21 protein-coding genes are annotated in these 23,801 nt (G+C 69.6%); 9 read left to right on the top strand and 12 right to left on the bottom strand.

Features of this window, described 5'->3' with window-relative positions:
• Nucleotides 1-15: 15 nt before the first annotated feature.
• From DKM19_RS28595 to DKM19_RS28570, 6 genes are all read right to left on the bottom strand, one after another.
• Nucleotides 16-2,106: a xanthine dehydrogenase family protein molybdopterin-binding subunit gene (locus tag DKM19_RS28595; RefSeq protein WP_110699785.1), complete on the bottom strand. Its 2,091-nt coding sequence runs from the start codon at nucleotides 2,104-2,106 to the stop codon at nucleotides 16-18.
• Entirely contained in the window at nucleotides 2,103-3,089 is a 987-nt protein-coding gene (locus DKM19_RS28590; protein WP_110699783.1) for a xanthine dehydrogenase family protein subunit M, read from the bottom strand. The genes DKM19_RS28595 and DKM19_RS28590 overlap by 4 nt, the downstream gene beginning before the upstream one ends.
• Complete coding sequence (locus tag DKM19_RS28585) at nucleotides 3,086-3,586, bottom strand: 2Fe-2S iron-sulfur cluster-binding protein (RefSeq protein ID WP_110699781.1); 501 nt, start codon at nucleotides 3,584-3,586, stop codon at nucleotides 3,086-3,088. Before DKM19_RS28585 ends, DKM19_RS28590 begins: the two co-directional genes overlap by 4 nt.
• A 463-nt stretch (nucleotides 3,587-4,049) precedes the next feature.
• Complete coding sequence (locus DKM19_RS28580; protein ID WP_204358285.1) at nucleotides 4,050-6,308, bottom strand: RICIN domain-containing protein; 2,259 nt, start codon at nucleotides 6,306-6,308, stop codon at nucleotides 4,050-4,052.
• A gap of 509 nt (nucleotides 6,309-6,817) precedes the next feature.
• Complete coding sequence (locus DKM19_RS28575; RefSeq protein ID WP_110699779.1) at nucleotides 6,818-7,567, bottom strand: YcnI family protein; 750 nt, start codon at nucleotides 7,565-7,567, stop codon at nucleotides 6,818-6,820.
• A gap of 271 nt (nucleotides 7,568-7,838) precedes the next feature.
• Complete coding sequence (locus DKM19_RS28570) at nucleotides 7,839-8,396, bottom strand: MFS transporter (protein WP_110699777.1); 558 nt, start codon at nucleotides 8,394-8,396, stop codon at nucleotides 7,839-7,841.
• A gap of 118 nt (nucleotides 8,397-8,514) precedes the next feature.
• Here DKM19_RS28570 and DKM19_RS28565 point away from each other — a divergent pair, with 118 nt between their 5' ends.
• The 4 genes from DKM19_RS28565 to DKM19_RS28550 all read left to right on the top strand — a co-directional run bounded on the left by DKM19_RS28565 (nucleotide 8,515) and on the right by DKM19_RS28550 (nucleotide 12,552).
• Entirely contained in the window at nucleotides 8,515-8,994 is a 480-nt protein-coding gene (locus tag DKM19_RS28565; RefSeq protein WP_110699775.1) for a hypothetical protein, read from the top strand.
• Nucleotides 8,995-9,317: 323 nt separating this feature from the next.
• The gene (locus tag DKM19_RS28560; protein WP_110699774.1) at nucleotides 9,318-9,863 is read left to right on the top strand and encodes an SHOCT domain-containing protein; all 546 of its coding nucleotides are present in this window, start codon (nucleotides 9,318-9,320) and stop codon (nucleotides 9,861-9,863) included.
• A gap of 178 nt (nucleotides 9,864-10,041) precedes the next feature.
• Entirely contained in the window at nucleotides 10,042-10,869 is an 828-nt protein-coding gene (locus DKM19_RS28555) for a helix-turn-helix transcriptional regulator (RefSeq protein WP_110699773.1), read from the top strand.
• A 201-nt stretch (nucleotides 10,870-11,070) separates the two neighbouring features.
• Nucleotides 11,071-12,552: a HAMP domain-containing sensor histidine kinase gene (locus tag DKM19_RS28550; protein ID WP_239513634.1), complete on the top strand. Its 1,482-nt coding sequence runs from the start codon at nucleotides 11,071-11,073 to the stop codon at nucleotides 12,550-12,552.
• On the opposite strand, the gene DKM19_RS28545 is transcribed toward DKM19_RS28550, so the two are convergent.
• From DKM19_RS28545 to DKM19_RS28535, 3 genes are read right to left on the bottom strand one after another with little or no spacing between them, the layout of a single operon-like run.
• A complete protein-coding gene (locus DKM19_RS28545) occupies nucleotides 12,540-13,289 on the bottom strand; it encodes an ATP-binding cassette domain-containing protein (RefSeq protein WP_110699771.1) in 750 nt (249 codons plus the stop codon). The two genes, DKM19_RS28550 and DKM19_RS28545, sit on opposite strands and share 13 nt — an antisense overlap.
• Nucleotides 13,290-13,291: 2 nt before the next feature.
• Nucleotides 13,292-14,080, bottom strand: coding sequence for an ABC transporter permease (locus DKM19_RS28540; RefSeq protein ID WP_110699769.1), 789 nt, complete (start codon nucleotides 14,078-14,080; stop codon nucleotides 13,292-13,294).
• Between the two features lie 45 nt (nucleotides 14,081-14,125).
• The gene (locus tag DKM19_RS28535; RefSeq protein ID WP_369986513.1) at nucleotides 14,126-14,938 is read right to left on the bottom strand and encodes an ABC transporter permease; all 813 of its coding nucleotides are present in this window, start codon (nucleotides 14,936-14,938) and stop codon (nucleotides 14,126-14,128) included.
• A 179-nt stretch (nucleotides 14,939-15,117) separates the two neighbouring features.
• Here DKM19_RS28535 and DKM19_RS28530 point away from each other — a divergent pair, with 179 nt between their 5' ends.
• From DKM19_RS28530 to DKM19_RS28520, 3 genes are all read left to right on the top strand, one after another.
• Complete coding sequence (locus tag DKM19_RS28530) at nucleotides 15,118-16,278, top strand: alpha/beta hydrolase (protein ID WP_239513633.1); 1,161 nt, start codon at nucleotides 15,118-15,120, stop codon at nucleotides 16,276-16,278.
• 291 nt (nucleotides 16,279-16,569) lie between these two features.
• Complete coding sequence (locus tag DKM19_RS28525; RefSeq protein WP_110699767.1) at nucleotides 16,570-18,195, top strand: serine/threonine-protein kinase; 1,626 nt, start codon at nucleotides 16,570-16,572, stop codon at nucleotides 18,193-18,195.
• 85 nt (nucleotides 18,196-18,280) lie between these two features.
• Entirely contained in the window at nucleotides 18,281-19,099 is an 819-nt protein-coding gene (locus tag DKM19_RS28520; RefSeq protein WP_110699765.1) for an ABC transporter ATP-binding protein, read from the top strand.
• Nucleotides 19,100-19,197: 98 nt separating this feature from the next.
• Here DKM19_RS28520 and DKM19_RS28515 read toward each other — a convergent pair whose 3' ends face one another.
• Together DKM19_RS28515 and DKM19_RS28510 are read right to left on the bottom strand one after the other, a co-directional pair.
• Nucleotides 19,198-19,485, bottom strand: coding sequence for an HU family DNA-binding protein (locus DKM19_RS28515; RefSeq protein WP_110699763.1), 288 nt, complete (start codon nucleotides 19,483-19,485; stop codon nucleotides 19,198-19,200).
• Between the two features lie 393 nt (nucleotides 19,486-19,878).
• Nucleotides 19,879-20,055 (bottom strand): hypothetical protein, encoded by a 177-nt coding sequence (locus tag DKM19_RS28510; protein ID WP_162641846.1) that lies wholly within the window; start codon nucleotides 20,053-20,055, stop codon nucleotides 19,879-19,881.
• Between the two features lie 158 nt (nucleotides 20,056-20,213).
• Here DKM19_RS28510 and mihF point away from each other — a divergent pair, with 158 nt between their 5' ends.
• Nucleotides 20,214-20,522 (top strand): integration host factor, actinobacterial type, encoded by a 309-nt coding sequence (mihF, locus tag DKM19_RS28505; RefSeq protein ID WP_089208239.1) that lies wholly within the window; start codon nucleotides 20,214-20,216, stop codon nucleotides 20,520-20,522.
• A gap of 233 nt (nucleotides 20,523-20,755) precedes the next feature.
• On the opposite strand, the gene aceA is transcribed toward mihF, so the two are convergent.
• Nucleotides 20,756-22,048: an isocitrate lyase gene (gene aceA / locus DKM19_RS28500; protein WP_110699761.1), complete on the bottom strand. Its 1,293-nt coding sequence runs from the start codon at nucleotides 22,046-22,048 to the stop codon at nucleotides 20,756-20,758.
• Nucleotides 22,049-22,288: 240 nt separating this feature from the next.
• On the opposite strand from aceA, the gene DKM19_RS28495 reads away from it, so the two are divergent.
• Complete coding sequence (locus DKM19_RS28495) at nucleotides 22,289-23,758, top strand: helix-turn-helix domain-containing protein (RefSeq protein WP_369986512.1); 1,470 nt, start codon at nucleotides 22,289-22,291, stop codon at nucleotides 23,756-23,758.
• The last annotated feature ends 43 nt before the right edge of the window (nucleotides 23,759-23,801 follow it).

The following is a 23,801-nucleotide window of genomic DNA, read 5'->3' as shown; positions in this document are numbered from 1 at the left end:
CAACGGCGCCGGGGCTCAGCGCACCAGCTTGTCGAGGGTGATCGGCAGGTCGCGAACACGGATGCCGGTGGCGTGGTAAACCGCGTTGGCCACCGCCGCGGCGGTGCCGACGATGCCGATCTCCCCGATGCCCTTGCTCCCCATCGGGTTGAGGTGCGGATCCTCCTCCTCGACCCAGAACGCGTCGACGTCCCGGATGTCCGCGCAGGCCGCGATGTGGTACTGGGCGAAGTCGTGGTTGAGGTAGTCGCCGAACTCGTCGTCCATGATGCTCTCCTCCAGGAGAGCCATCGACAGGCCCATGGTCATGCCGCCGATGAACTGCGAGCGGGCGGTCTTCGGGTTGATGATCCGTCCCACGGCGAACCCGCCGAGCAGCCGGAGAACCCGTGTCTCCCCGCTGTCGACGTCCACGGCGACCTCGGCGAACTGGGCGCCGAAGGCGTGCCGCGAGAACCGCTGCTGCGCGCCGATCTCCTCGGTGGTGTCGGCGTTCGTCTCCAGGCCTGCGGCGGGCACCTCGCCGTACCGCCGGTCGAGCTCCTCGGCCAGCGACTGGCAGGCCCGGACCACGGCCGTGCCCCACGAGGCGGTGCCCATCGACCCGCCCGCCACCATGGCGCTGGGCATCGCGCTGTCGCCGATCCCCACCCGGACCCGGTCCGGTGAGGTGCCCAGCGCGTCGGCCGCGATCTGGGTGAGCGCCGTCCGGGCGCCGGTGCCGATGTCGGAGGCGGCGATCCGTACGGTGAACGTGCCGTCCGGCTCACACCTGGCACTCGCCTGGGAGGCGACGCGGTAGGTCGGATAGGTGGAGGACGCCACCCCGGTCCCGATCAGCCACCTGCCCCGGCGCCGGACCCCCGGCGCGGGATCGCGGTCGGCCCAGCCGAACCGCCGCGCTCCCTCGCGCAGGCAGGCCACCAGATTCCGCGAGCTGAACGGCAGGCCGCTCTCCGGGTCGGCGGCCGGCTCGTTGCGGATCCGCAGCTCGACCGGGTCGATCTTGCCGGCGACGGCCAGCTCGTCCATCGCCGACTCCAGCGCGAACATGCCCGGCGTCTCGCCGGGCGCGCGCATGTAGGACGGCGTCGGAACGTCGAGCCGGACCAGCCGGTGGGTGGTGCGCCGGTTGGGCGCGGCGTACATCACCCGGGTGGGCGTGGTGGTCTGCTCGGCGAACTCGTTGATCCTGGAGCTCTGCTCGAACGCGTCGTGCAGGATCGCGGTCAGCCGCCCGTCGGCGTCCGCGCCGAGCCGTACCCGCTGGATCGTCGGGGTGCGGTAGCCGGTCACCGCGAACATCTGCTGCCGGGTCACCGCGAGCTTGACCGGGCGGCCGACCTGCTTGGCGGCGAGTGCCGCGGCCACCACGGGCGGCTTGGGAGCGGCCTTGGACCCGAAGCCGCCGCCCACGTGCGGGGAGATCACCCGGACGTTCTCGGGCGGCAGGCCGAACAGCGGCGCGAGCGTGTCGCGGACCGCCGACGCGCCCTGGTTCGAGTCGTAGAGCGTCAGCCCGTCACCGTCCCACATGGCGACCGTGGCCTGCGGTTCCATCGGGTTGTTGTGCTCCGCCGGGGTGCTGTACATCGCGTCCACCACGATCGGGGCGGCGGCGAACGCGGAGTCCGGGTCGCCCATCTCGGTGTCGGCCGGATAGAACGGATTGACCTGGTCAGGCCGGTACATCCCCGGATGATCAATGCGCAGCCCGACGTCGTGCGGCTCGGCGTCGTACTCCACCCGCAGCCGCAGGGCCGCCTCCCTGGCCTCCTGGAGCGTCTCGGCCACCACGATCGCGATGTACTGGCCGCGGTAGGCCACCCGAGGGGACTGCAGCACGGCCAGTTCGGCGTTCTCCGGCGTGGACAGCCGGGGCGCGTTGCCGTGCCAGATGGCGGCGATCACCCCGGGGAGCTGGACCACGGCGTCGACGTCGATCGAGCGGACCGCACCGCGGGCGATGGTGGCCGGCACCGGTACGGCGTAGGCCAGGTCCTGCGGGGAGTGCTCGAAGGCGTACCGGGCCCGGCCCGTGACCTTGTCCGGGCCCTCGATCCGGTCCATCGTCGAACCGACGTACGGAATGGCCGCGGTGGTCATGACGCCTCCGTGAGATCTATGAGGGTGCGGACCAGGACGTTTCTGGCCAGCGGCACCTTGAACCCGTTGTCCCGCAGCGGCCGCGCCTGGGCCAGCTCGAGGTCCGCGGCCCGCGTGAACTCCGTCGCCGTGGCCGCCGAACCGCGCAGCGCCGCTTCGGCGACCTCGGCCCGCCACGGCACGTGGGCGACGCCGCCCAGCGCGATCCGGCAGTCCCGCACCACACCGTCGGCCACGTCGAGCGCCGCCGCCACCGACACCACGGCGAACGCGAACGACGCCCGGTCCCGCACCTTGCGGTAGTGCGACCGGGTCGCGAAGGACAGCGGGGGCACCTCGACCGCGGTGATCAGATCGCCTGCCTCCAGCACGGTGTCGCGGTCGGGCTCGTCACCGGGCAGCCGGTGGAGCCCGGGCATCGGCACGGTCCGGGGGCCCCGCCGTCCCTCCACGTGGACGATCGCCCCGAGCGCGGCGAGCGCGACGGCCATGTCCGACGGATGGGTGGCCACGCAGCCGCTGGAATGGCCGATGATCGCCAGGTTGCGGTGGTCGCCCTCGCGGGCAGGGCAGCCCGAGCCGGGCTGCCTCTTGTTGCACGGCTTGGAGATGTCCTGGAAGTAGGAACAGCGGGTGCGCTGCAGCAGGTTGCCGCCGACCGTGGCCATGTTGCGGATCTGGCCCGAGGCTCCCGCGAGCACCGACTCGGCGAGCATCGGGTGGCGCAGCCGCACGAGCGGATCGCAGGCCAGGTCGCTGTTGCGCACGCCCGCGCCGATCATCAGGCCGCCGTCCGCGCTCTCCTCGACGGCGGAGGAGGAGATCCTCGTGACGTCCACCAGCATCTCGGGTGAGGCGACGCCCAGGCGCATCAGGTCGACCAGGTTCGTGCCGCCGCCGAGGTACATGGCGTCGGGCCGCTCGTCCAGCGCGGCCACCGCCGACCGCGCGTCTTCCGCTCTCCTGTAGTCGAAGGGTCTCATCGCGCCACCTGCCCGATGGCCGCGACGATGTTGACGTAGGCGCCGCAGCGGCACAGGTTGCCGCTCATCCGCTCGCGGATCTCCTCGTCGTCGAGCCGGGGTTCGGTGGTCACGTCCGCGGTGACGCTGCTCGGCCACCCGGCCGAGGCCTCGGCCAGCATGCCGACCGCCGAGCAGAGCTGCCCGGGTGTGCAGTACCCGCACTGGAAGGCGTCGTTTTCGATGAACGCGGCCTGCAGGGGGTGCGGTGTGTCGCCGTCGGCCAGTCCCTCGACCGTGGTGATCTCACGATCGTCGAGGGTGACCGTCAGCGCGAGGCAGGCTTTCATCCGCCGCCCGTCCACCAGCACCGTGCAGGCGCCGCACTGTCCGTGATCGCAGCCCTTTTTCGCCCCGGTCAGGTCAAGCCGCTCACGCAGCGTGTCCAGAAGGGTCTCCCGGGTGTCCACGGTGATCGGATAGCTGTCCCAGTTGACCGACAGCCGGAGATCCACCATGACCGGAGCCGAGACCGGGACTTCTTGCCCTGGGGTGTTCGGTTCGCTTTTCACGGGCGCTCTCCTACCCACTCGTCCGTCCGGCTTATCTCCGCTTTCGCCGACGAGCGCTTGACCATTCCATGGTTCGTTGTGGGTCTGAGGTGCTGAAATATCGTGAAACCGGAGTGCCTGGATCGGGCCGGGAGCAGGGGCGGGACGTGGACTTTCGCCCTGCGCCGGACCGGTTCCCGACCTGGGCCACCGTCCGGATCGGGACGTGAGGAGGGCCTTCCCCGGCCGTGCCACGGCCGGGGAAGGCCCTCCTCACGCTCGGTCACCGTTTCGCCGGACGCGTTCCGCAGCCCCGGAGTGAGACGGGGCTGCGGGACGAGTGGAGATCGGGGGACCGGGAACAGCCGCTCCGGTGGCTGCTCCTACAACGGAAAAGCCCGGGTCGTTCGATGGAGCGGGCCCGTGGAACTCAGGGGTAGCTGACGAGGTTGGCGACGTTGGTGCTGGAGTTCGACGGGCCTCCCGTGTTGTTGATGACGTTCCTGATCGTTCCGACGCCGCCCAGCGACACCGTCACCATGTTGTGGAACTTCACGCCCGGGGTGTTCGGCACCTCGAAGGAGTGCGCCTCGACCACGCCCGGGTTGACGTTGAAGTAGGCGTAGCTGCCCAGACCCCAGGCCTCGTGGCTGGTGACCGAGTTGGCCACCTTGTAGGCCGCGTAGCCCTGGGTGCTGCCGTTCATCCACGCCGCCTGGTTGGGCGGATCGTAGGGCAGCTCGTTCTGGTAGAAGTAGGTCCGGCCGCCGTTGCCGTTCCAGATCACCTGATACTTCTGGTAGTGCTCGACGAACAGGCCGTACATCGTGACGTTGTTGCCGTTGACGACCAGGCCGGTGTCGGCGGGGTTGGTCGTCCAGCCGACGGTGTTGGGGTGCTGGCTGTCGGAGTGGTCGGCGCGCCACAGCCACATGTGGTCACCGATCACGTCGGAGCTGTTGACCTCGAGGCTCCTGGTGGCCTTGCCCGCGATCGGGCCGCCGATGCGGAAGTACACGTCGTGCAGCGACGTCGGGTCGGCCGCGTGACTTGCGCTGGAGCCGGTCGGGCCGACCTGCATCAGCAGAGGCGAGTTGGTCGTGCCGGCCTCGATGAGGAGTCCGGCGATCTTGACGCCGTTGACGTCGGCGACCGACATGGCCATGACGCCGTTGTCCGCCTGCAGGGTGGCGAGGCCGAGGCCGAGCACCACGGTGTCGGGACGGGTGACCCTGATCGTGTCGGTGAGGTGGTAGACGCCCGGGGTGAACAGCAGGTTCTTGCCCTGGGTGAGTGCCGCGTTGATGTCGGCCGCCGTGTTGTTCGGCTTGGCGACGAAGAACTGGTCGATCGGGATCGACGACCCGGCGGGGGCGCCGTTCGCCCAGGTCGTGCCCTGGCTGTTCGTCCGCAGCGCCGGGACGAACACCTGGTAGGCGCCGGCCTGGTCGATGTAGAGGAACGGCTTCTCACGGGCCACCGGCACCGTGCCGACCGTGGTGAACGGCGGGTTGGGGAAGCTGTTCGACGGCGCGCCCACGACGCCCGCGAAGACCATGTTCCAGTTGGAGCCGCTCCAGCTGCCGAACTGGGAGCTGCGCGACAGCCACTGCTGCTGCGAGCCCGACCGCACCTGGCCGTCGATCTTGGAGTCGGAGATGAAGCCGCCGCTCGACCAGCCGCCGTCGTCCAGCTGGAGGTTGCCGCGGACGTGCATGCGGCGGTACTGCGCCGCCTGCGAGACCGCCCACCGGTCGGTGCCCGAGGGGGGATTCACCGAGAGGTTCTCGGCGCCGCGCCAGAAGTTCTGGGTCGCGTTGCCCTGGAACCAGTCGGCCTCGGCGTGCACGCCGCCGTTGATGGTGACGTTGTCGGGCGACAGGCCCAGGCCCAGCACCTGCGTGTAGAAGCCGACGTTCACGTCGACGTTGTAGGAACCGGGCTTGAACAGCAGCGCGAAGCGGTTGCCGCCGAACTGGTTGGTCTGCTGCTGGCTGAACACCGAGTTCAGCCTGCTCTGGATCGTCGACGCCGGCGTCGAGGGATCGAAGACGCTGACGTTGGGGCCGAGGTCGGGGGTACCGGCCGGCGGCGGGTCGGTCGGCGGGGTGGTGCCGCCCGATCCCAGGGTGAACGACTGGGCCGCGGTCCCGTTGCAGGCGTACTGCTGGACCCGCGCGCCGTCAACCGTCGACGCCGCGGCCACGTCCAGGCACTTGCCGCTGTTGCGGTTGACGAAGTGGTAGGAGCCACCGGCCTCCTCCACCGGCTGCCACTGCTGGTTGTTGCCGCCGGAGTAGGTCCACAGCTGGACGGGGGCGCTGTCGGCGGTCGAGACGTCGGTGACGTCCCAGACCTGCGCGGCGTTGTTGTTGTTATTGACGCGGTAGTAGCCGCCGCTGGTCGCCTGGAGCTGCCAGAGCTGGGCCGTCGTGCCGTTGCACGCGTACTGCTGTACGGCGGTGCCGTTCGCGGAGGCCGCGGCCGCCGCGTCCACGCACTTGCCGCTGTTGTTGCTCACCACGGTGGTCCAGCCGGTGGGCAGGGCGGCCGCCTTCGCGCTCGCCATCGGCATTGAGGTCAGACCCGCCGTGGCCAGCGCCGCCGAGACCAACGTGAGCGTGATGAGCCGCCGGTTGCGGCGTGGTGTGCGGTGGACCACGCCTGTCTCGTTGTGTCCCAGAGTCACGAAACCCTCCTCTGCCGCGGTGCGGCATCGCTGTCCAGTGGTGTAGCCGGTGCGCAGATGGTGGACTCGTCCCGTCTTCCCGCACGCGAACGGCACGGGCCGGCCAGGGCGGGCAGGCACGTCGAAGGTCCATCGGCGAGCGGAGCGTCCGTCTCCGGACGGAGACGCCGGTGCGGCCTCTGATGGAAAGGCGCGCCGGTGGACCCGGCTCCGCTTATGCCGGGATGTTCCGGCCCGTGACCGGCGTGCCGGCGACCGGTGATCTCGGTACGTCCACCGAGAGGAAGCTATGACTGTCAAGTTTAGGTGTCAATACTAGGATAAATATAAGACTTAAATTATTCTTAAGGACCGTTCCATAAGCTCATTCGGCCGTCGGAGCAGGGCATTTCTACGTGTGAGGGCGGCGATCGCCGATGCCGGAACCGCCGGAAGCCGGATCAAAAGGGGCTGGCCCAAAGGGAAGGCCCCGCGGATTCCTTCCGCGGGGCCTTCACCGATCGGATCGATCAGGAGGTACGGCCGCGGCGCAGGCCGAGCGCGCCGATCACGACGCCGATGAGCCCGACCAGCAGGCCGGCGCCGCCGAGCAGGCGGGCGGTGCCGTCGGAGCTGTCCGCCGCGAGGGCGACCGGGGCCACCGACGGGGCCGTCGTGCTGGTGGACGCCGCGGGGGCCGTCGCCGGAGTCGCGGAGGCGGCGGGCTCACTCCCCTCGGCGGGCGCGGGGGTGAGCTTCAGCGTCGGGGCGGGGCGCTCGGCCTCCGAGCCGTCGGCCTTGGGCTCATCGGCCCACTTCACGACCTCGCCGCCGCTGTAGGTCTGGGTCGTGGGGAAGACGAGCTGGTCGGTGTCCTTGGGCAGCGCGCCCATGGACACCTCGAACTCCTGGAACTGCCCGGCCTCGATCTTCCCGCCCGACCAGGTGATCGTCGTGACGGCCTCGGTGACCTCGCCGTACTCGGTGGTGACCGGCTTGGGCAGCTTGCCCTCGACGACCTTGACCTTCCAGCCGGGAACCGGCTTGACCGAGACGAACGGCAGCGGGTGGTCGAGGGGGAAGGAGACCTCGATCTTGTTGGTCGAGGCGTCGTCACGCTCGTTCGGGACCCGGAAGGCGACCTTCGTGAAGCTGCCCTGCACGGCGGTGCCGGGGTTGATGGTGACGTGTGCGAGGGCCGGCAGGGCCAGGCCGAGGGTGAGGGCGGTCACACCGGCGGTGACGGCCACCAGGCGGCGGCAGGCATGGGAAAGCGACATGGGAGTTCTCCACTTCGACACTTCGGAATCTGGGGGTTTTCGGGCTCGCGCGATCACGGCAGGCCGGGCCGTCCGGTCTCCCTGCGCTCCGGGAGACCGTGGTCTCCGGGGGCGGGCAGGCCGGACGGGGAGGATCGGGCAGGCCGGACCGGCGCCGGGCTGTGCGGCGGCGATGGCCGTACGCCGGAGCGCGCGGCGACCGTGACCGTATGCCGGCCCACAGCGGTCACAACGATCACAGCGGTGACCGCTGCGACAGCGGTGACGGAGGTCAGGCGACGGGCAGTGGAGGACCGCGCCGGCTGACGGAGTGCCGGAGGAGAACGTCACGCACCGGGACGGGCGTGACGGGGGAGGGCACGGCACGCGGGAGGGCGACGGCCACGCGCGGGGGCCTCAGCAGCCGGAACATCACGCTGAGGCGGTGCCGCGCCGAGTGGAGCAGCGCCCACAGGGCGGCCTCGCCGCGGGCCAGCCACCAGCCGGTGATCAGCGTGGCGGTGAGGTGCGCGACGAGCATGCCCACGCTCTCGCCGAAACCCCTGCCGTGTGAGTGCGGGACCAGCGAGACCCCCACGGGGCCGCCGAGGGCAAACAGCTCGTGCAGGGCCAGTTGCAGGGCGGAGAGCCCGACACTGATCGTCGCGGTGGAGCGTTCGCGCCCGGCGAGCAGCATCGTCATGGACATGACCGCCGACCCGCCGGCGGCCACCGCCCACGGCGCGGGCCCCGAACCGCCCGCGGCCACGTGGCCGAGGACGGCAAGCGTCACGCAAACGGCCGAGAAGGCGGCCGCACGCATGAGGCGTAGGGGGAGGTGGGCGCGCATGGTGACCCATATGCTCTCATGCCTTCCCAACGCCTGCCGTTCTGAGGTTTTTGTCGCTATGGTTGCCGCGACAAGCGCTTCAAGCCCACGACAAGCGCTTCAAGCCGAGGTGGTGGCTATGCGGCACTTCTTTGGGCTGCTCATCGGGTTGGTCATGACAGCGGTGCTGTTGTTCGGCGGCGGATGGGCGGTGCAGGAGGCCGGGGCGAGCCTGACCCCGCTTCCGGTGGAGAGCGGATCGAAGACCTGGATCGCGCTGGGAGTCATGGCCGCGATCGGACTCCTGTTCGGCCTGGTGATCGCCGGCCGGGTCTCCCCTCTGGCCGCCTTCATCCCGTCGATGGTCCTGCTCGCGTGGACCGTGGTCTACGCCCTGGACGTCAGGCGGGCCATGGGCCTGATCCCCGACGACCCCAGCTTCCACGAGGAGCTGCTGCAGGCCGGCCGCGGTATGGGCCTGCTCCTCACCACGGGTGTTTACGCCCTCCTCGGCATCGCCCTGTTCCTGCCCGTCCTCATGCCCTCCCGCTGGGCCTCCCGGGTCCGCGCGGATGAGGAAGAGGCGTATGAGGAGCCCGGCAACCAGGGTTACTACTAGCTACGGGGCTCCGTCTTCGACCGGATCGCGCCCGGGCGGGAACAACGCGAATGTGACCGCCGCTCCGTAGGGGTGGCGGTCTTGTCGTGCCGGGTGGCGATGCTCGGACGCCGCTGAGCCCCTTGAAGCGGCGTCCGCCCATATTGCGTCGACGGCAGGTCTCGGGCGGGGGACGTCGGCCGTCCGCGACGATGGTGGTGGCGGCCGTGGCCGGCGCGCCGCGGGCCTCGGTGATCGCAGGTTCCGGCAGGGGGAACCGATCACCGCATCCGTGCCGAAGATGGGCCTGATACCGAGCCTGCCGCTGCTGTACGGTTCGCGATGTGAGGTACTACGTCCGTGTCTGCATTGGTTCGCTGATCTCCCTGGTCTGCCTGGGATTCGCGCTCTACGCGCTGTACGAACTGGTCCGCGGCGGGAGCTGTGCCTCGGGCGGCAACTACGTCTCCGCGCGCCAGTGCGCGCCGGGCTCGGAGAAGTGGGCCTGGGTGCTGCCCGGCTCGATCATCGGCGGGCTCCTCAGCTTCTTCCTGGGCACGTTCAAGGGTTTCGGGCCGCCGCCCAGGACCGACGCGAGCCCTGCCGGGTTCGCGGCCGGGACGGGAGCCCGTACGGCCACCGGTGCGGCGCCGTCCGGCCAGGCGGACCTCTTCGGTGGCAGAGTGGTCGTGATGAGGGGGCAGTTGATCCCCGAGGAGCGGGGGGCTGCGTCGCCGGTGTCGCCGGTGCCGCCGGCGTCCGGCCGGAACGCCGCGTCCGGTGCCGATCCGCTCGACCGGCTCCGGAGGCTTCAGGCGCTGCTCGACGCGGGCACGTTGTCCCGCGCGGAGTTCGAGCGGGCGAAGGCGAAGATCCTGGCGGAGATGTGATCGCCGGCCGGGGGTGAGACAGGGTCCGCGGCGTCCCGGCGAGGCGCCGACACGGACGGCCGAGGTGCCGGGTGTGTCATGGCGAGACCACGCTGGCCAGGGCTTTTGTCAAAGTAAAGACTTACCCTGGGAGTGATACGGCCACCTTGTCAACCGACTTCTGACATACCGTAATGAAATGGACAGTGACAATCTCCTCGGTGAGTTCCTGCGTGCGCGGCGTGAGGTCACCACCCCCAGGCAGGTGGGACTGCTGCATTCCGGTCCTCGCCGGACGCCGGGACTGCGCCGGGAAGAGCTGGCGATGCTGGCGGGGGTCAGCACCGACTACTACATCCGCCTGGAGCAGGGGCGCGAGCGCCACCCCTCCGAGCGGGTCCTCGCTTCCCTGGTGCGGGTGCTGGGCCTCGGCCCCGAAGCCGCGGCATACATGTACGAACTCGCTCATCCAAGGCCCCGGCAGCGCAGGGCCGCCGGTGAGGTGGAGCGGGTCAGCCCGGATCTGCTGCGATTGATGCGCAGCTGGCCGGACACCCCGGCGCTCGTGTTCGGCCGCTGGATGGACGTGCTGGCCACCAACCCGCTGGCCGCGGCACTCTACGACGGGCTGGAGCACGCGGACAACCTGCTCAGGCTGGTCTTCCTGGAGCCGGCCGCGCGCGAGTTCTACCGCGACTGGGAGAAGGTCGCCCGAGGCAAGGTGGCCCACCTGCGCGCCGCCGCCGGAGCGGACCTCGACGACCCGTACCTGACCGAGCTGGTCGACGAGCTCTCGTTCAACAGCGCGGACTTCTGCCGCCTCTGGGCCCGCCACGACATATCCGGCAAGACCCGCGAGGCCAAGCGCTTCCATCACCGCGACGTCGGCGATCTGACCCTCATCGGCGAGGTGTTCAACGTCAACAGCGCCCCCGGCCAGCAGCTGCTCATCTTCCAGGCCGAGCCCGCCAGTCCCTCCGAGCAGGCCCTGGCCCTGCTGGGCAGCCTCTCCGTCATGACGGCATGACACGTCGTACCCGCACGCCGCGACTCCCGGCTCCCGGCTCGCCCCTGGATCGGACACCTGTTCATTTTGATGTATTGCGCATCTTCTACCTCTTTTGGGACTCGTGTGACGAGTGAACATGAAGGTGCCTCCGCGTATCAGGCCTCTGCCGCGCAATGACCTGACCGTGGTGAGCAGCACACATCCTGGAAGGAAGACATAGTGAGGTTCGTGCCGCGCCTGCGTTCGATCCAAGCGCGCTACACGACGACCGCGACCGCGCTCCTGCTGATCGTCCTGATCGCGGTGAGCGCGAGCTCCGACCTGGCCATCCGATACAGAATCCAGGACGACGCCTTCAACGACGCCGAACGGGTCGCCAGCCAGTGGAGCGCGGCGGTGCGCAACGGCAACATGCCGAGCGTGATCCCCACCTCCACGGGCGTCAATCTCATCCAGCTGGTGGATGCCCGCGGCAAGGTCCTCGGAGCCAGCAGGGAGGCGTGGGGCAAGCCGCCGCTGAGCGCGATCCGGCCTCCCGCCGACGATCGGTTCCAGAGGCTGACCGACGGATGTCTCATACTGATGGCCATCCGGGTCTCTCCCACGGCGGACGCTCCGGTCGTCTACGCGGGCATCGAGGAACCGTCCATCCTGCGCAAGCACCGCCTGGAGTACTTCTTCGCCGGAAGCGCCCTCATCCTCCTGATCTTCGCCGCCTGGATGACGTGGGCCGTGGTGGGCCGGACGCTGCGTCCGGTGGCGGCTATCCGCGAGCGGATGTCGGAGATCACGGTGAGCGATCTGAGCCTGCGGGTGCCCATGCCGCCGGGTGAGGACGAGTTCGCGCTGCTGGCCAGCACCGCCAACCAGACCCTGGCCCGGCTGCAGGAGGCGGTGGAGCAGCAGCGTCAGTTCGCCTCCACCACCTCCCACGAGCTCAGGAATCCCATCGCCGGCCTGCGCACGCAGCTGGAGGAGGCGCTGCTCTACCCCGACGACGTCGATTCGCGCGAGACCATCCAGGGCGCGCTGTCGGCGACGGGCCGGCTGGAGGCGATCGTCAACGACCTGCTGCTGCTGGCCCGGCTACGCGTCGCCGACCCGGCGGCGCGCGAGCTGGTCGACCTCGGCAAACTCGTGGAGGAGGAGGCGGATGTCCAGACCAACGGCGTGCCGGTGTACGTTCACGCGGCCTCCGGCGTGTGGGTCTGCGGCTCCCAGATCCAGTTGATCCGGGTGGTGGGCAATCTGCTGAGCAACGCGCGGCGTCACGCCGACGTCAGCGTCAAGGTCTCCGTGGAGTCCGTCGACGGCCAGGCCGTCGTGGCGGTGGTCGACGACGGCGCCGGCATCGCCCCGGCCGATCGCGAACGGGTCTTCGAACGCTTCACCCGTCTGGACGACGGGCGGCGCCGTGACTCCGGCGGCAGCGGGCTCGGCCTGGCCATCTCCCGCGACATCGTCCGCTCCCACTACGGCACTCTGGGGATCGAGGACTCGCCGCGAGGCGCCCGGTTCGTTCTCCGGCTGCCGTTGATGGACGCCGAGCGCACCGTTCCGCCCTCCCCGCAGGAAGCTTCCCCTCAGGAGACCTCTCCGCGGGAAGCCTCTCCCCGGAAAACCCCTCCGCAGGACGCCTTCCGGCAGGACGCACCCCCGCCGGGGGCCTCCGTCGAGGATCGCGGCGTTCAGCCGCTGTAGAGGCGCGTGACGACGCCCTCCATGGACTCCTCGTCGGGGGCGGTGGCGCGCAGGTCGTCCAGGGTGCCGTCGAAGGCGAGGTGGCCGTGGTCGATGACCATGACCCTGCGGCAGAGTTTCTCGATGTCGCCCAGATCGTGGGTGGTGAGCAGGACCGTGGTGCCGCGGTCGGCGTTGAGACGGCGGAGGAACTCGCGCATCGCGGCCTTGCTCACCACGTCGAGGCCGATCGTGGGCTCGTCGAGCACCAGCACGGCGGGGTCGTGGAGGAGGGCGGCGGTGATGTCGCCGCGCATGCGCTGACCGAGGCTGAGCTGGCGGACCGGCGTGCTCATGAACTCCGCGAGACCGAGGAGCTCGGTCAGCTCGGCGAGCCGCCGCCGGAAGTCGATTTGATCTACTTTGTAAAGGTGACGGACCAGCTCGAAGCTGTCCCTGAGCGGAAGGTCCCACCACAGGGTCGTCCGCTGCCCGAAGACCACGCCGATCCTGCGGGCCAGCGCCATGCGGCGGCGCGTCGGGTCGAGCCCCGCCACCTGGATGCGGCCCGAGGTCGGCGCCAGGATGCCGGTGAGCATCTTGATGGTGGTGGACTTGCCCGCGCCGTTGGGGCCGAGGTAGCCGACGAACTCCCCGGCCTCCACGGTGAACGACAGATCCCGTACGGCGTGCACGGTCTTCCTGGCCTTGCGGCGGCCGACGGTGAAAGAGCGGCCGACCCGGTCGAGTTCGATCATGTTCAACTTCCCGTTGAGCGGTAGCGGCGGATGCCCGCCCGCCAGGCGAGGGCGGCGGCGACGGACAGGACGACGGCCGCCAGGGGCGCGGCGAAGCGGAGCCAGTACGGCAGGCCGAGGGGGTCCGGCCGGTCCAGGACGAACAGGGCGGGCTGCCAGTTCACGAAGGCCAGCGGCACGATGAACGTGACGCCCTTGACGAGCTCGTTGCCGTACACGCTCAGCGGATACTGGGTGAGCGCGCTGCCGCCGTAGGTGAAGGCGTTGGCCACCTCGGGGGCGTCGGTCAGCAGAAACTGCATCGCCCCGCCGAGGGTGAAGATCGAGGCGAAGATGACCGTCCCGCACAGGATCATCACCGGGATCATCCAAGCCCTGCCGGCGGCGAGGCCGAGCTGGGGCAGGGCGATGGCCAGCACGACGGCGGCCTGGGTCAGCCTGCCGAGGCGCTGCACGCTGAAGCGGTCCGTGGCCATCTGGACGAACGCGCCGGCCGGGCGGATCAGCATGGTGTCGAAGGTGCCGGACCTGATGTGCTGGCTGAGGCGTTCCACGTTGCCGAAGAGGATGTCGCTCAGGGCGAAGGACAGGCCGGCGGCGCCGTACAGGAACATCACCTCGGCCAGGTCGAACCCGCCCAGGGATCCGACGTGTTCGAAGATCACCCAGATCGCCGCCACGTCCAGCGCGCTGACGACGAACGAGCCGACCACCATCATGATCAGAGGACCGGGGTACTGCGCGGAGGCCCTCAGCCAGGTCCAGGCCAGCAGGAGATACGTTCTGACCATCAGGCGCCCACCCCCGCGGTCTCCGGCCCGGGGACGCTCACGTCGTCAACCACCCTGGACCACGACCTTCCTGCGGGCCGAGCGGGTGACGAGGGCGCCCAGGAGCAGCAGCGCCACCGCCCAGGCGCTCTGGAAGCCGAGGGCCTCGAGGACGTCCCGCTTGCCGAGATAGACGTCGGCGGGGACCTGCACCATCGCCGACCAGGGGAGGGCGCCCGCCACCGTGCCGAGCCAGCCGGGGAACAGGTTCAGCGGCAGGACCATGCCGCTGAAGAAGAACGTCATCACCAGCGACAGCGACTGGACGCCCCGGTCGTCGATGATCCAGCAGGCGGACAGCGCGATCAGGTAGCGCCAGCCGAAGCTGACGATCACTCCCAGTACGAAGCTGGCCAGGAAGAAGGCCCAGGTCGCCGGGTCGATCGGCACAACGAGGCCGAACAGCGCGGCGCCGACGACCGTCGGCGGCAGGCTGCGCAGCAGGAACAGGTAGGCGGCCCGGCCGAGATCGTCGGCGAGGCTCCACATCTGCAGTGACGCCGGGCGGATGAGGTCGATGGCGACGTCGCCGGTGCGAACCCGTTCGGAGAGCTCCAGACCGCCGCCGAAGACCTGCATGGGGCCGATGAAGGCCTGGCTGAGGAAGCAGAAGGTGACGGCGTCCGCGATGTCATATCCGGCGAGCCCCGGGCGGGCCTCCCACAGGGCGATCAGGACGTAGGCACGCAGGATTCCGAAGACGGTGTTGGTGAAGGCTCCGGCGATGGCGGCGGCGCGATAGGTGGAGTGGCGGCGGAAACCATACGCGGCGATACGCATGTAGAGCAGGAAGATTTCCTCCTGAGGACGCCGGGGCAACCCCCCTATCGTCCTCGGTGCACCCTGCCCGGGCAATGGATTTTTGGGTATCCGGTCGGCTGACGGAGGAGAGGCAAGTTAAAACTGGGGAAGGTTGATATATATCCGTAATCGTCATGAAATGTCCTATTCAGATAGAATCATGTTCTGGCTAGGGAAAACCCTCTGCGGAGGCGCTCATGCACGATGAGATCGATGTGGACGTCTGTCCTACCTACCCGCTCAGCTGGCAGGCTGCGGCGCTCAGCGCGATCATGCGCCGCACCTTCAAGCCGATGTCCGGCATTCTCCTGAGGACCGGTATCGGCGTCATGGCGGTCTCCCGCATCGCCGCGCTCGCGGGAAAGGTGCCGCTCCGCCTGCCCGCCCACGTGAGTGTCGTGCGGGACGAGGTCGGGGCGTGCTCCGGCGAGTGGGTCCGCGCCGGGCAGGGGTTGGACGAGGGCAAGGTGCTGCTCTACTTCCACGGTGGCGGCTACTTCGCCTGCTCCCCGGCGACCCATCGACCGATCACCTGGCGCCTGTCGGCCGCGGCCCGGCGCCCCGTGCTGGCCGTCGACTACCGCCAGGGCCCGGTCCACCGGCTGCCCGAGTCCCTTGAGGACGCGGTCGCCGCCTACCTGTGCCTTCTGGAGCGCGGCTACGCCCCCGCCGACATCCTGTTCGCCGGTGACTCCGCCGGTGGCCATCTCACCCTGGCCACGCTCCTGGCGCTCCGCGACCGCGGCCTGCCGCTGCCCGCGGCCGCCGTGTGCCTGTCGCCGTGGACCGACCTCACCGACGTGCCCCACCAGGTCAACAGCCTGCTCGACCCGATGATCTCGGCCGGCCGGGTCGACTGGCTCGCCCGCCGCTGGACCGTCGGCCTCGATACCCGCCACCACCTGGTCTCCCCGGTGTTCGGCGACTACACCGGGCTGCCGCCCCTCATGATCGTCACCGGTTCCACCGAGGTTCTCCGCGACGAGGGCCGCCGCGTCGCCGAGCAGGCCCGCTCGGGCGGGGTGCCGGTCACCTACGAGGAGTGGCCCCGCATGCCCCACGCCTTCGCCATCCTCGCCGACGTCGTCCCCGAGGCCCGCCGGGTCTTCCTGCACATCGCCAGGTTCCTCAGCGCGGCCCAGGTCCTCGCCGCGGACGATCCCGGTGTGCGGGATCTCGCCGCGTACGACCCCGCCGTCCAGGACCCCGCCATGTACGGTCTCCTGGGTCAGGACCCCGCAGGGGAGTCCGTCGCGTACGACCCCGCCGTCCAGGACCCCGCCGCGGACGATCCCGGCACGCGGTCCGACGCGTCCGTCCAGGATCCGACCGTGCGACCCGGCTCCGCCGCGGCCTGAGGCCGCCGCTGCCGTCCGGTGCGGCGGAATCCCCGAAGTCGGTGCATTCCGCCGATGTCGTGACGGCGGCCGGATTTCACCGGTGTTGTGACGGAGGCCGACAGGGGACTGTCATAGCTGGTCACGGCGTCACATCCAGTATCAGAAAGCACTCTTCACACCACGCGTGCCTTACCTTGAGGGATCATTCGCCTTACCTGTCATATCCCTTGTGAGCGGTCGGGAGCGAAGGCCCCTCGATTCCCGCCACAGTGTGCTTGCCATAGCTCGCACACGAGAGGCTCAACCAGGATGGCACGTGGCGGAAACGGCCCCATGAACGGCATGCCGCCCGGTGTGCGGCCCCTGACCGTCGGGGATCCGGTCATCATCGGCCGTTACCTTCTGCTCGGCCGCCTCGGGGTCGGCGGGATGGGCATCGTCTACCTGGCCGAACACCCGCAAGGTGGTGTGGTGGCGCTCAAGACGCCACATCCCATGCATCTCAACGATGCCACGCTTCGAGCCCGCTTTGCGGAAGAAGTGGAATTCTCCCGGCGAGTGGTGCCTTTCTGTACCGCGGCGGTGGTGGAGGACGGCACCGACAAGGACCGGCCCTATCTCGTCTCCGAATACATCCGCGGTCCCGCGCTGTCCCAGGTGGTGTCCGCCCACGGCCCCCTCACCCCGGACCTGGCGTACGGCGCCGCCCTGGGGGTGGCCGCCGCGCTGATGGCGGTGCACGAGGCCGGGCTGGTTCACCGTGATCTCAAGCCGGGCAACGTGCTGCTGTCCGACACCGGGCCACGGCTGATCGACTTCGGCATCGCCAGGGACGTGGACACCCTCGCCGCGCACACCCAGGCGGGGCAGGTCATGGGCAGCCCCGGCTGGGTCGCCCCCGAGCGGCTCACGGGCGGTCCCGCGCTTCCCGCCTCGGACGTCTTCGCCTGGGGCTGCCTGATCGCCTACGCCTCCACCGGCCACCACCCCTTCGGCGGCGGCGAGTTCGACGCGCTGACCCGGCGCATCCTGGTCGAGCCGCCGCGCGTCGCCTCGGTGCCCGCGCTGCTGCGTCCCGCCGTCGAGGCGTCGCTGGCGAAGAACCCCGACCACCGGCCCCGGGCCGGCGAGCTGCTCGGCGCGCTGCTCGCGGCAGGTGGCGTGGGCGACCCCTGGGATCACCGCGTCGCGGTCGCCGAGGTGCTGGCCGAGATCTGGACGCCGGTGCCCTACCCGCCGGGAGCCGGGCACGTGCGGCCGGTGGCCGTCGAGTCGGTGCGGGATCAGCTCTCGGTCCCCTCGAAGGTCTCCCGCCGGGCGCCGCGCAGGAGCGCGCACCTGTCGCAGGCGAGCTTCGCGGCGCTGGCCACGGTCTCCATGGCGGCCGTCACCGTGGTCGCCGCCGCGAGCGGGACCGGCACCGACACGGGTGCGGGCGTTCCCCAGCGGATGCCGATGGTGATCCAGAGCGAGGGCACGACCCCGAGCTCGGTCCTCCAGGGCAGCCGGCCGCCGGAGGGCAGGCCGCAGATGCCCCTTCCGGTGACCCCCGCCACGGTCCTGGTCACCACGACCCAGACCGTCCCGGCACCCACCCCGGACGCGGGTGACCGCGAGGATCTCTCTCCCGGGCGGCCGTACGGACCGGACGGCCGGCCCGACGAGAACGAGGGCGAGGGCGAGAACGGCGGCGGCAACGGGGGCGGGGGCGACGACGAGCCGCAGACCTGTGCGGGCGCGAACGCGAAGAACAAGCCCAAGGCCCGGAAGAATGACTGCCCGGCGACGTCGAACACTCCCCGGCCCTCCTTCACCCAGATCCCGCAGACCGGCGACGGCGAGAGCCCGTCCCCGACGCCGACCACCCCGGTTCCCTCGTCGACGGTGGTCACGCCGCCACCGAGCGCCGGCCCCTCGATACAGATAGGAGATTGATCACTTACTCGGACGGTTCCAGGTGGGACAAACTGGTGCATCCGTTAAAGTGAACGCCGCAGGTCGAAGGCGGAGGGGGAGACCGATGGGCGAGCTTGTTCGGGGTCCGGTGGAGCTGAGCGGCGTCGGCGTCCGAGTGGTCGGGCGGACGCTGCTGGACGACATCGACTGGCGGGTGAACTACGGAGAGCACTGGGTGATCCTGGGGCCCAACGGCGCGGGAAAGACCACGCTGTTGTCGCTGGTCGCCGCCGTGCGGCATCCCACCGAGGGAGCCGTCACGGTGCTCGGCCAGCGGCTGGGCCGGGTGGATCTGAGGGAGCTCCGCCGCCACATCGGCCTGGTCGCCGCCAGCCAGCGGCTCGTCGACGAGGAGCTGATGGAGGAGGAGGGCGCCACGGCGCACACCGTCGTCCTGACCGGCCACACCGGGACCAGCGCCCCGCTCTGGGGCCGGTACGGCCCGGCCGAGCACGAGCGCGCTCACCGCCTGCTGGCCGACATGGGCTGCAAGGACCTCGCCGACCGGCCCTTTCGCGTCTGCTCCCAGGGCGAGCGGGCCCGGATCCGCATCGCCAGGGCGCTGATGGTCGACCCGGTGATCCTGTTGCTGGACGAGCCGTTCGCCGGGCTCGACCTGCCCGGGCGCGAGGATCTGATCAGCGCGGTGGAGGATCTCTCCACGACTCGCCCGGCGTTGACCACGGTCACCGTCACCCATCACCTGGAGGAGGTCCCGGCCACCACGACCCACGCCCTGCTGATGCGCGACGCCCGCATCCAGGCGAGCGGTCCGGTGACGGAGATCCTGACAGATGAGAGCCTGTCGGAGTGCTTCGGCAGGCCGTTGCGGATCGACGCCCACGACGGCCGCTGGTCCGCTCGCGCGCTGCGTGATCGCTAGAGCACACCCGATCAATGATCACGGCTGGTGCGGTGGGGCGATCGGTCATGGTGAACCGCGGCGAGCTGACCGATAGGGCCTGGTGGCGGATCGAACCGTCAGTCCTTCTTGCGCTGCCGGATGAGACCCATGAACCCCGGGCTCGGCTTGAACTTGGCCGTCCAGGTCTCGGCGATCTCCAGGGGCTCACCGGTCTGCGGGTTGCGTCCGGTCCGTGCGGGCTTGTGCACGATCTCGAAGGATCCGAAGCCGGGGATCGCCACCTTGTCCTCGGCCGCCACGGCCGTCTGGATGGTCCCCAGGATCGCTTCGAGAGCCGCGGCGGTCTGCCGCCGGTTGAGCCCCGCCTCGGCCGCGGCCTTCTCGATCAGCTCGCGCTTGTTCATCTGAATCCTTCCGGCATGGAGACCTCGGGATCAGCTTATGGAGGAAACGCGTTGTGGTGTCGCGCGGCTCGGCACCGTGTTACGGGCGGGCGACGATCAGCGGGGGAGGTGCGATGCCGGGGCCGTCGTGCTTGGCGAGTGCCTGCCATCTGCGGTGAGGTGACAGGCACTCGCCCTCGTGTTCAGCGGTCGGACTGGGCGGCCAGCCGTTCCGCCTCCGTGTGTAAGGCCTCGACGAGGATGAGCTCCAAACGGAGGTCTTCGTCAACGAGGCCGACCAGAACTTCCATCGAGCCTCCCTGCATACTCGGACGCCCCAAGGAGCTCAGAAGTTCACATGTGTACCGAACATGCCTCGGCGGTGACCCAACTTTGATCGTCCATGCGGCCGCCTCACGGGGTCTTCACGAGTTCGGCCAGGTCGACGAGCTTGTCAACCTCGCGCACGTCCGCGCAGTAGGCCATCAGAATCCGCTCTCCGCCGATGCGCCGGGTGACCCGCAGGCAGGGACCGTCGTCGAACACGACGGCCTCCACCTCGATGCCTCCCGGCCCCTGCCAGATACCCATGAGCACGAGGCTACGGAGAGGCAGGTAAGACGGGGGTAACCAAACGGGCATATCGTGATGCTCGGTACAGGTCCGGCCTTCCCCACAGGCCGGGATGATTAATCGGGTCGCTGTGGGTAACAGAATGCTGTAATTCACGTAATCAGGGAGAAATCAACATGGCTTTGCCCAAGCTAACCCCCGAACAGCGTCAGGCTGCCTTGGCTAAGGCGGCCGAGACCCGTACGGCCCGCGCCAAGCTTCTGGCCGAGGTCAAGGCAGGTGCGCTCAGCCTCGAACAGCTGCTTGGCCGGGACGACGACATCGCCAAGCGCATCAAGGTGTCCCAGGCGCTGCGGGCCCTGCCCGGAATCGGCAACGTGAAGGCTGCCCAGCTGATGGAGCAGGCCGACGTGGACGAGGCTCGCCGTCTCGGCGGACTCGGCACGCAGCAGCGCCGCAAGCTGATCGAGGCCGTCACCAGCTGAGATGGCCGGGCAGACCGTTCTCGCGGGCCGTGCCCTCGCTCCCGTGACGGGTTCGGGAGCGGCCCGCGGAACACGAGAAGCCCCGCCGGACGGATTCGGAGATCCGAGAATCCGTAGGGCGGGGCCTCGTTCACCGGCCGGTCATCGAACTCGCCCGAGGAGTCGCCTCAGGCTCCCCGGGAACGTTCGGTGAGCTCGGGGTCCGGAGGGACCCAGGTGGGCCTCAGCGGGCCTCAGTGGGCCTCCGCGAACTGCTCCTCCTCGGTGGAGCCTCGCAGGGCCGTCGTGGAGGAGTCCGGTGCGATGGCGGTGCTGACCAGGTCGAAGTATCCGGTGCCGACCTCACGCTGGTGGCGGGTGGCGGTGTAGCCGTGCGCCTCGGCGGCGAACTCGGCCTCCTGCAGCTCGACGTAGGCGCTCATCCCCTCCTCGGCGTAGCCGCGGGCGAGGTCGAACATCGAGTGGTTGAGCGAGTGGAAACCCGCCAGCGTGATGAACTGGAACTTGTAGCCCATGTGGCCGAGTTCGCGCTGGAACTTGGCGATGGTGGCGTCGTCCAGGTGCTGCTTCCAGTTGAAGGAGGGTGAGCAGTTGTAGGCCAGCATCTGGTCCGGATACTCGGCCTTGATGGCCTCGGCGAACGCGCGGGCCACATCCAGGTCCGGGGTGGAGGTCTCCATCCAGAGCAGTTCGGAGTGGGGTGCGTAGGCCAGGCCCCGGGCGATGCAGGCGTCGATGCCGTTGCGGACGCGGTAGAAGCCCTCCGCGGTGCGGTCGCCGGTGGTGAAGGCCTGGTCGCGGGGATCGACATCGCTGGTCAGCAGGGTCGCGGCCTGTGCGTCGGTCCGCGCGATGATCAGGGATGGGACATCCAGCACGTCCGCCGCGAGGCGGGCGGCGTTGAGGGTCTTGATGTGCTGGCCGGTCGGGATCAGCACCTTGCCGCCCAGGTGGCCGCACTTCTTCTCCGAGGCGAGCTGGTCCTCCCAGTGCACGCCCGCCGCACCCGCGGCGATCATTCCCTTCATCAGTTCGAAGGCGTTCAGCACGCCGCCGAAGCCCGCCTCGGCGTCGGCCACGATCGGGGCCAGCCAGTACGGTGCGTTCTCCTCGCCCTCCGACCAGGTGATCTGGTCGGCGCGGAGCAGCGCGTTGTTGATGCGGCGCACGACGGCCGGGACCGAGTTCGCCGGGTAGAGGCTCTGGTCGGGGTAGGTCTGCCCGCCGAGGTTGGCGTCGGCGGCGACCTGCCAGCCGGACAGGTAGATCGCCCTGAGGCCGGCCTTGACCTGCTGCACGGCCTGGTTGCCGGTCAGCGCGCCGAGCGCGTGCACGTAGTCCTCGTTGTTGAGCAGGTCCCACAGCCGCTCGGCGCCGAGCCGGGCGAGGGTGTGCTCCTCCTGGACGGACCCGCGGAGCCGGACCACGTCCTCGGCCGTGTAGGTCCGCTCTATGTCCTTCCAACGGGGGTTGGTCTCCCACTCGTGCCGCAGCTCGTCTGCGGCTCCCTTGAGGCGATCATTCATGTGCTGACTCCTTTTCGTCCCCTGGGTGCCTTGTGCTGAGTGTGTGCCCCCATCGAAAGGGGCGAATAGGTCAATTTTCGCGTAAGAAGCGAAATTTTTATTCTTAGGTCAATACCGTTCGGTATTCAGCGGAGAAGAAAGTAAGAGTTTTCGCTATGGACTAGACCAATCCGAGGGGGGCGGGCGTCAGCGCTCGCGGGGCTTTGAAATTTCGCCCGAAATTTCGCTTAGCATCGTGGTATGGCATCTTTGGTCGGTGAAGAACCGCTGTCCTTGACCCAGGAGCTCGATCTCATCGCGTTCGGCCAGCGACTGAGACACCTGCGCAAGCAACGCGGTCTCACCCTCTCCGACCTGGGCGAACGCGTCAGCCGCGCACCCAGCCAGCTCTCCCTGCTGGAGAACGGCAAGCGCGAGCCGAAGCTGTCGCTCCTGAAGTCCCTCGCCACCGCCCTCGGCGTGCCGGTCGAGGAACTGCTCCGCCGCCAGGCCCCCAACCGGCGGGCACAGCTGGAGATGGCCCTGGAGGAGGCGCAGCGCGACCCGCTGTACGCGGGACTCGGCCTGGCCAGGCTGAAGGTCTCCGCCCGCGTCCCCAACGACGTGCTCGAACACATCCTCGGCCTCTACGGCGAGCTGCGGGCGCGCCAGGCCAGGGGGACCGCCACCCCCGAGGAGGCCAGGGCCGCCAACGCCGAGCTCCGGCGCAAGCAGCGCGAGCAGGGCAACTACTTCGCCGAGATCGAACAGGCCGCGGCCGAGGCGCTCGCCGCGGTCGGTTACCGTACGGGCGCGCTGTCGCAGAGCACCGTCCAGGCGCTGGTGACCCACTTCGGCTACACCGTGCAGACCGTCCAGGACCTGCCGCGCACGGTCCGTTCGATCTCCGACCTGCGCAACCGGCGCATCTACGTCAAGCACGAGCAGGTCGGCATGCACACCCCGCGCACGATCCTGCTGCAGACGCTCGGTCACCTCTCCCTCGGCCACCACAAGCCCCGCGACTTCGCCGACTTCCTGCGCCAGCGGACCGAGGCCAACTACTTCGCCGCGGCCATCCTGGTGCCCGAGGCCACCGCCGTGCCGTACCTGAGGGAGGCCAAGCAGGACCGGGCGCTGAGCGTGGAGGACCTGCGGGACGTCTTCGCCGTCTCCTACGAGATGGCCGCGCACCGCTTCACCAACCTGGCCACCCAGTTCCTCGACCTGAACTGCCACTTCGTCCGCAACAACGCCGGCGGGATCATCTACAAGGCCTACGAGAACGACGGCATCGTCTTCCCCGCCGACGAGCAGGGCGCGATCGAGGGCCAGCGGATGTGCCTGCAGTGGTCGGGACGGCAGGTCTTCCTGTCGCCCGACAGGTTCTCCGTCCTCTACCAGTACTCCGACTCGCCCACCGGCACCTACTTCTGCGTCGCCCACGTCGACCCCTCGAGGGAGCGGGACTTCGCCATCACGCTGGGGGTGCCGTACCGCGAGTCACGCTGGTTCCGCGGGCGGGAGACCACCAACCGCACCAAGTCGGAGTGCCCGACCGGCGACTGCTGTCGCCGCCCGCCCGCCGAGCTCACCCAGCGCTGGGAGGGGTACGCCTGGCCGTCGGCCCGCGGCAACTCGCACGTCCTGGCCGCGCTGCCGCCCGGATCCTTTCCCGGCGTGGACGAGGCGGACGTCTACACCTTCCTGGAGCGTCACGCGCTCAGCTAGAGCGTGCGACGGATCCTCCCTGAGCCGTCGCACGCCCGGCCGG

This window comes from Streptosporangium sp. 'caverna', assembly GCF_003203775.1.
In the GTDB taxonomy this organism is placed as follows: Bacteria; Actinomycetota; Actinomycetes; order Streptosporangiales; family Streptosporangiaceae; genus Streptosporangium; species Streptosporangium subroseum.
This window is presented reverse-complemented; position numbering and strand designations above follow the sequence as displayed.